The sequence below is a fragment of the Asanoa iriomotensis genome, assembly GCF_016862515.1.
In the GTDB taxonomy this organism is placed as follows: domain Bacteria; phylum Actinomycetota; class Actinomycetes; order Mycobacteriales; family Micromonosporaceae; genus Asanoa; species Asanoa iriomotensis.
Window position 1 is genome coordinate 212,146 of the sequence record NZ_BONC01000004.1, and the last position, 6,780, is coordinate 218,925.

7 protein-coding genes are annotated in these 6,780 nt (G+C 73.5%); 4 read left to right on the top strand and 3 right to left on the bottom strand.

Features of this window, described 5'->3' with window-relative positions:
- Nucleotides 1-104 precede the first annotated feature (104 nt).
- Entirely contained in the window at nt 105-1,652 is a 1,548-nt protein-coding gene (locus tag Air01nite_RS05350; protein WP_203700667.1) for a GGDEF domain-containing protein, read from the top strand.
- Here Air01nite_RS05350 and Air01nite_RS05355 read toward each other — a convergent pair.
- On the bottom strand, nt 1,549-3,015 hold the full coding sequence (locus tag Air01nite_RS05355; protein ID WP_203700668.1) for a DUF11 domain-containing protein: 1,467 nt from the start codon (nt 3,013-3,015) through the stop codon (nt 1,549-1,551). The two genes, Air01nite_RS05350 and Air01nite_RS05355, sit on opposite strands and share 104 nt — an antisense overlap.
- A 96-nt stretch (nt 3,016-3,111) precedes the next feature.
- Here Air01nite_RS05355 and Air01nite_RS05360 point away from each other — a divergent pair, with 96 nt between their 5' ends.
- A complete protein-coding gene (locus Air01nite_RS05360) occupies nt 3,112-3,813 on the top strand; it encodes a Clp protease N-terminal domain-containing protein (protein ID WP_203700669.1) in 702 nt (233 codons plus the stop codon).
- Complete coding sequence (locus Air01nite_RS05365) at nt 3,810-4,313, top strand: endonuclease V (RefSeq protein ID WP_203700670.1); 504 nt, start codon at nt 3,810-3,812, stop codon at nt 4,311-4,313. The genes Air01nite_RS05360 and Air01nite_RS05365 overlap by 4 nt, the downstream gene beginning before the upstream one ends.
- Here Air01nite_RS05365 and prfA read toward each other — a convergent pair.
- A complete protein-coding gene (gene prfA / locus Air01nite_RS05370) occupies nt 4,299-5,387 on the bottom strand; it encodes a peptide chain release factor 1 (protein WP_203700671.1) in 1,089 nt (362 codons plus the stop codon). The two genes, Air01nite_RS05365 and prfA, sit on opposite strands and share 15 nt — an antisense overlap.
- An 83-nt stretch (nt 5,388-5,470) precedes the next feature.
- Entirely contained in the window at nt 5,471-5,692 is a 222-nt protein-coding gene (rpmE, locus tag Air01nite_RS05375; RefSeq protein ID WP_203700672.1) for a 50S ribosomal protein L31, read from the bottom strand.
- 152 nt (nt 5,693-5,844) lie between these two features.
- Here rpmE and Air01nite_RS05380 point away from each other — a divergent pair, with 152 nt between their 5' ends.
- Complete coding sequence (locus Air01nite_RS05380) at nt 5,845-6,753, top strand: phosphatase domain-containing protein (RefSeq protein WP_239090506.1); 909 nt, start codon at nt 5,845-5,847, stop codon at nt 6,751-6,753.
- Nucleotides 6,754-6,780 lie beyond the last annotated feature (27 nt).

Consider the following 6,780-nt stretch of genomic DNA (forward strand, 5'->3'; position numbering starts at 1 on the left):
GTGCGACGCGGATCGTCGTCCCTTCGGTCGGCTGTTGTCGGCGGCCCGTCACTAGATAATCATTGACGTTCGACCACGCGACTGTTGCAGAAGGGGGTCACTCGGTGGGTTGGCTCGACCGGGTCCCCGACCAGGTTGACGTGTTGCGCCAGGCGCGCGGGCTGCTGACGCAGAGCCGCTCGGCCGACGCCTGCCTGGTACTCGACCGCGTGCTCGAGACCACCACCGACCCGCAGACCAGGGCGGACGCGCTGGTCCAGCGCCTGTCCGCGGTGATCAACCTGGGCCGCACCGCGGAATACGCGGGTGCCGTCGACGCTGCCCTGGAAGGCGCCCGCGAGGTCGGCGACCCCTACGTGCTCGGCCACGCGCACGCCCTGGCCGCCCTCGCCGCGCACCACCAGGGCGCCCTCGACCGCTGCGTCACCCACTTCGTGCAGAGCGCGAGCTTCCTCACCCGGGTGTCCGACCCGGACGGCGACACCGCGTGGGGCTGGCACGACCTGGCGATGGCCTATTCCTACCTGAGCTTCCACGGCTACGCGCTCGGCGCGATCGAGCGGGCCCGGCAGATCGGCACCGCCGCCGGGCTGCCCGAGGAGCTGTTCGCCGCGCCCGGCATCCGGCTGCGCAACGCGGTCGCGCTCGACCACTCCGGCGACTCCGACGGCTGCCTGCGGGTGCTCCGCGACATCGGCGCCGACCTGTGCCGGTTCCTCGACGCCGACGGCGGCGCCAAGCTGCGACCGTCCACGGTGACCGCCTACGGCTACGCGGCGGCGCGCCGGGGCGCCCTCGGCGAGGAGATCGACGACCGTTCCGACGTGCACGCGCTGTTGGCCGCCGGCGGCGACGGCGCTCGCGCGCGAGACCTGCGCCAGCTCGGCGAGGTCTGCGTGGCGATCGCGGGCGGCCGGCCGACCGAGGCGCTGCGCCGCATCGGCACCGTCACGATCTCGCCGCAGACGCTGGGCGCGGCCGAGCCGGAACGGCTGCGCAGCCTGACCTTCGCCCGGGCCGGCGACCACGCCGCGGCCCACCGCGCCGACCGCAAGGCGTTCCGCCTGGCCGCGCAGCGCAGCGACCGGCTGCAGACGGTCTACGTCGACGGCATCGCGGCGCAGATCGAGCGCGAGGAGCTGCGCCGCACCGCCGCGCAGCTCGCCGGCGAGGCACTCACCGACCCGCTGACGGGGCTGCCCAACCGCCGGCAGCTCGAGCGCTACGTGGCGGCGATGGTCGCCCGCGGCGAGCGGGCCGTGATCGGCGTCTGCGACCTCGACGGCTTCAAGGCGGTCAACACCGAGCACGGCCACCACTCCGGCGACCTGGTGCTCCAGCGCATCGCCGGGGTGATCCACCGGGTGATGCGCCGCGGCGACTTCGTGGCCCGCTACGGCGGCGACGAGTTCGTCGTCGTGCTGCCGGGCGCCGGCATGGCCGAGGCGGCCGACGTGGCCCGCCGGGTGGCGGCCGCGGTCGCCGCCGAAGACTGGCACGCCCTGGTCCCGGGCACACCGGTCGGGGTCAGCGTCGGCTTCGCCGAGGTCAACGGCTCCGGTCCGGCGCTGCGTGACGCTCTCGGCCAGGCCTTCGAGATCGCCGACCGGGAGATGTTGCGGGCCAAACGCCGCCCGCGCGCCGCGTCCTGACGACATCCGGCGCCACGTGCGCCAGCAGCACGAGGCCGAAGGCCATCAGGAGGCCGCCGACGATCGTCGCCTCCATCGTGGAGAGCCGGATCTCGGTGAACGGCAGCGGAAAGCCCGTGCGGAAGACCGGCAGCGGCAATGGCTCCGCGCCGCTCGCGGTCAGCACGGTCTCGGCGGCGTTGTTCGCGCTGTCCGGGTCGCCGGGGCTCGCCTCGGCTACCGCCCGGCCGGCGATCGGGCCGGCCGCCTCGACCCGGACCCGCACGGTCAGCGTCGCTTCGGCGCCGGGCGTCAGGTCACCGACCGCCCAGCGGCCGGCCTCCTGGTCGTAGCCGCCGGCACTCGACGACGCGGACACGAAGACCAGCCCGTCGCGGGGCGGATCGGTGACGGTCACCGCGCGCGCCGGGTCCGGGCCGGCGTTGCCGACGGTCAGGGTGATCGTGATTTCCTGCCCGAAGACCGGGGTGAGGTTGCTGACGTCCCGCTCGAGCGCCACGTCGGCCGCGGTCACCACCGGAGCCGCCCGGGCGACGGCGTTGCCCGGGACCGGGTCGTCGGCGCCGCTCTGGGTGACCAGCACCGCGGTGTCGCCCCAGACGGGGAACGCGGTCAGCGCCCGCACCGTCCACGTCGCACTGGCACCGGCCGCCAACGTGCCCACGTGCCAGCGGGCGGCGGTGGCCACCGCGCCGGTGCCCACCGGCAGCCCGGTCACCTGGCCGGCGGTCGCCGCCGACGCCAGGAAGGTCCCGGCGACCACCGGATCCGCCACCTCCACGTCGGACGCCGGCGCCGGGCCCTTGTTGGTCACGGTGACCACGAAGCTGACCGGCTCACCGAGTCTGGCCGTGGCCGGTACGACCTGGGCCACCAGCGCGAGGTCCGCCCGCGGCACCGTGGCCGCCCCGTTGGCCGCGGTCACCCGCAGCGCCGCCGTCGCCAAGTCGTTCCGGGCGTCGCCGTCCCGTGGGGTCGCACCGACCAGCGCGGCTGCCGCCGTGACGGTGGCCGGTCCACTCCCGCGCACCACGAGCGTCAGCGTCACGGTCTTCCGCACCGGCAGCGCCCCGACGGTCCACACCAGACCGTCGAAGGAACCCTGGCCGGCGGTGTGTTTCGTGACGGCGAGGCGCGACGGCAGCGGCACCGCGACGCGTACGCCGGCCGCTGGCAGGAAGCCCTTGTTGTGCGCCGTGATGGTCAGGGTCGCGTCCTGCCCTGCCCGCACCGTGGCCGGCGCGACCTTGCCCGCCAGCGCGACGTCCACGGTGCTCGGCAGGGGTGTCGCCAGCGCGACGCCGGACAGCAACACCAGCAGCCCGAGCGGCACGGATGCCACTGCGAGCCGAAACCACCTCACACCAGTCACACTATCCACACACTCGGACAAAAATGACCGAAATGCGGCGTCAAGCCGGCCTTGACGAAGTCGGTGGCGTCAACCCACACTTGACGCATGGCACCCTTCGACCTCTCCGTCGACGCCCTGATCAGCCAGCTCGAGAGCGACCTGCCCGACGCCGACCCCGTGGCCCGCGTCGGGGAGGCCCGGTCCCGGGCGCGCGCCCTCGGCGACCTCGGCGACCAGCTCATCGACCACTTCATCCGGGCCGCCCGGCTCTCCGGGGCGTCCTGGAGCCAGATCGGCGACGCCATGGGCGTCTCCAAGCAGGCCGCCCAGCAGCGCGGCGGCGCGGGCAGGTTCGCCCGGTTCACCGAGAAGGCCGCGAGGGTCGCCAAGGACAGCAGCGCGCTGGCCCACGAGCGCGGCAACCCGCTGGTCGAGCCCGAGCACGTGCTGGTCGCCCTGCTCGGCGCCACCGACGCGCTGGCCGCCAAGCTGGTCGGCACGCTCGGCGCGGACCCCGCCACGCTCGCCGAGGCGGTCACCGGGCGGTTGCCGGCGCCGGGCCGGAAGGCGGCACCCGACCACGTGCCGTTCTCCGCCGGCGCCAAGCAGCTGCTCCAGGAAGCCATGCAAAGCGCCCTCGACCTCGGCCACAACTACGTCGGCACCGAGCACATCCTGCTCGGCGTGCTGCGCATGCCCGACACCGCGGCCGGCCAGGTGCTCGCCGACGCCGGGCTCGGCTACGACCGCGTCAAGCAGGCGGTCGAGACGGCGCTGCTCGGCTTCCAGCACCGCGCCAAGGGATGACCGACCGCTACGGCGCGGTCGACGCGCACTACCCGGACGAGGGCGGCGCCCGCGCGGCCCTCGTCGTGGCCGCCGAACCCCGGTTCGCCACGCTCGTCGAGGAAAAGATCGGCACGGTGACGGCGGTGCCGGCGTACCGGCCGGGCTTCTTCTTCGAGCGCGAGCTGCCGGTGATCCGCGCCGTGCTCGCCACGACCGCGCCGGTCGACCTGCTCATCGTGGACGGTTACGTCGACCTGGACCCTGCGGGCCGACCCGGGCTCGGCGCCCGCCTGCGTGCGGAGATCGACATTCCGGTGGTGGGTGTCGCGAAGACCGCGTTCCGGTCGGCGACGCACGCGGTGCCCGTGGTCCGCGGCGGCACCCGGCCGCTCTACGTGACCGCGGCCGGCATCCCGCTCGCGGAGGCAGCGGCACTCGTCAGCGCGATGGCCGGCGCACACCGGATCCCCGACGCGCTGCGCCGGGTCGACCGGCTCGCGCGGTCAGTGCCGGGATAGCTCCGTCTCGCCGGCCAGCCGGGCCGCCCGGTCCGCCTCGCTGAGCGCGTCCAGCACGCCGTCGAGGTCGCCGGCCAGCGCCAGGTCGAGGTTGTAGGCGGTGTAGCCGATCCGGTGGTCGCTGATCCGGTTCTGCGGGAAGTTGTAGGTGCGGATCCGCTCGGAGCGGTCCACGGTGCGCACCTGGGCCTTGCGGGCGTCGGACGCGGCCGCGTTGGCCTCCTCCTGCGCCGCAGCCAGCAGCCGGGCGCGCAGGATCCGCATCGCCTGCTCCCGGTTCTGCAGCTGGCTCTTCTCGTTCTGGCAGCTCACGACGATGCCCGTGGGTAGGTGCGTGATGCGTACCGCCGAGTCCGTGGTGTTGACCGACTGACCGCCCGGCCCGGACGACCGGAACACGTCGACCCGGATGTCGCCCGGGTCGATGCTCACGTCGACGTCCTCGGCCTCGGGGAGCACCAGCACGCCGGCCGCCGAGGTGTGGATCCGGCCCTGCGACTCGGTGACCGGCACCCGCTGCACGCGGTGGACGCCGCCCTCCCACTTGAGCCGCGACCAGACGCCGTTGCCGCCCTCCGGCACACCGCGGGTCTTGACCGCCAGCGAGACGTCCTTGACGCCGCCGAGGTCGGAGTCCTGCGCGTCGATCACCTCGGTGACCCAGCCGTGCCGCTCGGCGTAGCGGGTGTACATCCGCAGCAGGTCGCCCGCGAACAGCGCCGACTCCTCGCCGCCCTCGCCCGCCTTGATCTCCAGGATCACGTCCTTGGCGTCGTGCGGGTCGCGCGGCATGAGCAGCTCGGCGAGGCGCTCCTCGAGGGCCGGCAGGGTGGCCGCGATCGAGTCGACCTCGCCGGCGAACGACGGGTCCTCGGCGGCCAGCTCACGCGCGGCGGCGAGGTCGGCGCGGGTCTGCTCGAGCTCGTCGTTGGCCTTGCGGATCGGGGCCAGCTCGGCGAACCGCCGGCCCACCCGCCGGGCCGTGTTCTGGTCAGCGTGGATCGCCGGGTCGGCGAGCCGCTTCTCCAGCTCGTCGTACTCGTCGAGCAGCCCCGCGAGTCGATCCACGCTCATTGTCGTACCCCTTTGCCGGCCCCTTGTTGACACGAAACGGCGCCCACCCCCGCAGGACCGCGAGGGGGGCGCCGTCGGCGTAGCTACTTCTTCTTGGCCTGAACCTTGGCGTACTTCTGCTGGAACTTGGCCACGCGGCCGGCGGTGTCGAGAACGCGCTGCTTGCCGGTGTAGAACGGGTGGCAGGCGCTGCAGGTCTCGACGTGGATCTGACCGTTCTTCGCCGTGCTGCGGGTGGTGAACGTGTTGCCGCAGCTACAGGTGACCTCGGTGCTCACGTACTGCGGGTGGATGTCGGGCTTCATGCCGCCTCGGTCCTTTCGTCGATGGTCGCCGGGTCGTCCACCGAACGGACGTGAACCGGAACCTTGGCCGATTGACCAGTCTGCCATGCAGTGGTCCGCCGGGTGTAACGCGCCCCCTGGGGTGGTCATTCCCGTGGGTCATGATTGACCGCATGCCGTCCCGCGTGCCCAGGTTGATCATCACACGCGGCCTGCCCGCGTCCGGTAAGACCACCTATGCGCGCTCGCTGCAGCCCTGGGTGGTCCGGGTCAACCGCGACGACCTGCGCAGGATGCTGCACGGCGAGCCGCTGCTCACCGACCGGGCCGAGCGCGAGGTCACGATCGCCTCGTACACGCTGGTCGACAGCCTCCTCCAGGCCGGCGTCGACGTCTGCGTCGACGACACGAACCTGCGCACCCGGGTCGCTCGCGAATGGGCGGGCCTCGCCGCCCGCCACGGCGCCACCTTCGAGGTGCACGACCTCACCGACGTGCCGGTCGACGAGTGCGTCCGCCGTGACGCCACCCGCCCCAAGGAGGAGCAGGTCGGCGAGGTGGCGATCCGGTCGATGCACCAGCGGTACCTGGCCGGCCGCACCCTGCCGCTCCCGGTGCCGTCGGTCGCCGCCGCACCGCCGACGGACCGCTACGAGCCGCCGGCGGACGCGCCCGAGATCGTGCTGGTCGACATCGACGGCACGGTCGCGCTGCTCGGCGACCGCCACCACCTCGACCTCGACCGGGTCATCGAGGACGAGCCCAACCACGCGGTGATCGCCGCGGTCCGCGCCATGCACGCCGCGGGCTACGGGGTCATCTACTGCACCGGCCGCGAGGAGAGCGCCCGCACCGACACCGAGGACTGGCTGGCGGAACACGTCGGCGTCCCGTACCTGGCGCTGCACATGCGCGGCTTCGGCGACACGCGCCGCGACGCGGTGGTCAAGCGCGACATCTTCCAGAGCGAGATCGCGGGCGACTTCCGCGTCGTCGGCGTCTTCGACGACCGCCAGCACGTCGTCCGGATGTGGCGCGACCTGGGCCTGACCGTCTTCCAGGTCGCCGAAGGCGACTTCTAGCTCATTGCTCGGGTCCGCGGTGGTGCG

Bases quoted from the DNA above. Each gene is read 5' to 3' on its own strand.
- Air01nite_RS05360 (WP_203700669.1), top strand. From the start codon at position 3,112: ATGGCACCCTTCGACCTCTCCGTCGACGCCCTGATCAGCCAGCTCGAG.
- Air01nite_RS05365 (WP_203700670.1), top strand. From the start codon at position 3,810: ATGACCGACCGCTACGGCGCGGTCGACGCGCACTACCCGGACGAGGGC.
- prfA (WP_203700671.1), bottom strand. From the start codon at position 5,387: ATGAGCGTGGATCGACTCGCGGGGCTGCTCGACGAGTACGACGAGCTG.
- rpmE (WP_203700672.1), bottom strand. From the start codon at position 5,692: ATGAAGCCCGACATCCACCCGCAGTACGTGAGCACCGAGGTCACCTGT.
- Air01nite_RS05380 (WP_239090506.1), top strand. From the start codon at position 5,845: ATGCCGTCCCGCGTGCCCAGGTTGATCATCACACGCGGCCTGCCCGCG.